At 70.3% G+C, this 1,524-nt stretch carries 1 protein-coding gene; it reads right to left on the bottom strand.

The window, feature by feature from the left end:
- On the bottom strand, positions 1–1,524 hold a 1,524-nt coding region (locus ABZ876_RS39035), incomplete at both ends, for a condensation domain-containing protein (protein WP_361791176.1).

Here is a 1,524-nt window from a genome sequence, read left to right on the forward strand (position 1 = left end):
CGGATCCGCCACCACCACCGACAACAACCGGACGAACCGCTCCACCAGACCCTCGACCGTCCCCCGCTCGAACAGATCCACAGCGAACTCCAGGAGGCATTCCATGCCGCCGGTGTTCGTCTCCCTCTCGGTGATCCTGAGCAGCAGGTCGAACTTGGACGTCCCCGTTTCCGTCAGTTCGCCGGCGAGGGTGAGGTTCGGGAGGCGCAGCTCGGCCGGTGCGTCGTTCTGGTAGGCGAGCATGACCTGGAACAGAGGATGCCGGGACATGGAGCGGGCCGGGTTCAGCGTCTCCACGAGGTGCTCGAACGGCACGTCCTGGTGCGCGTAGGCGGCGAGGTCCGTCTCCCTGACCCGGTCCACGAGTTCGCGGAAGGTCGGGTCGCCGGACAGGTCGGTGCGCAGCACCAGCGTGTTCACGAAGAACCCGACGAGATCGTCCAGCGCCTCGTCCGTACGGCCGGCCACCGGTGTACCGATGGGGATGTCCGTCCCCGCCCCCATCCGGGACAGCAGCGCGGCGAACGCCGCCTGCACCACCATGAAGACACTCGCGCCCGATGCGCGGGCCAGCTCCGCGAGTCCCGCGTGGACGTCGGGGTCCACCTCGAACGCCACTTGGTCGCCGCGGAAAGAGGCCACCGCCGGGCGCGGCCGGTCCACGGGCAGCTCCAGTTGGGGCGGCAGGTCGGCGAGTTGCTGCCGCCAGTAGGTGACCTGCCGGCTGATCAGGCTGTCCGGGTCGGACTCGTCGCCGAGCAGCTCGCGCTGCCACAGCGCATAGTCCGCGTACTGCACCGGCAGCGGCTCCCACGCGGGAGCCTTCCCGTCGATCCGAGCCTCGTAAGCCCGCGCCACATCCCGGGCCAAGGGAGCCATCGACCAGCCGTCACCCGCGATGTGGTGCAGCACCACCACCAACACGTGCACGTCCTCGGACAGCGCGAACAGGCGTACGCGTATCGGGACCTCCGCGCTCAGGTCGAAGCCGAGCGCCACCTGGCCGGCCACGAGCGCGGGCAGCGTCTCCGTGGTCGCCGGGGTCACGTCCAGGGTGGGGGTGGCCCGTTCGCCGTCAAGGACCTGCTGGTGGGAGGTGCCGTCGGGGCCTTCGGGGAAGACGGTCCGCAGGCTCTCGTGCCGCTCGACCACGTCCCGTACGGCGGCGGCCAGCGCCTCTTGGTCCAGTGCGCCGGTCAGCCGTAGGACGACGGGCATGTTGTAGGTGGCGGCCGTGGTTCCCTCGAAGCGGTTCAGGAACCACATCCTGCGCTGGGCGAAGGACAGCGGCACCTGGGCCGGCCGGTCCATCGGCACCAGCGCGGCTCGTGCGCCCGTGGCTTCCGTGAGCCGTTCGGCGAGGCGCGCCACGGTGGTCGTCTCGAAGAGGGCGCGCAGGGGCAGCTCCACGCCGAGGACGGTGCGTATTCGGCTGACGACGCGGGTGGCGAGCAGGGAGTGGCCGCCGAGGTCGAAGAAGCTGTCGTCGATACCGACCCGCTCCACGCCCAGCACCTCGGCGAA

Source organism: Streptomyces sp. NPDC046931 (assembly GCF_040644655.1).
Classification (GTDB): Bacteria; Actinomycetota; Actinomycetes; order Streptomycetales; family Streptomycetaceae; genus Streptomyces.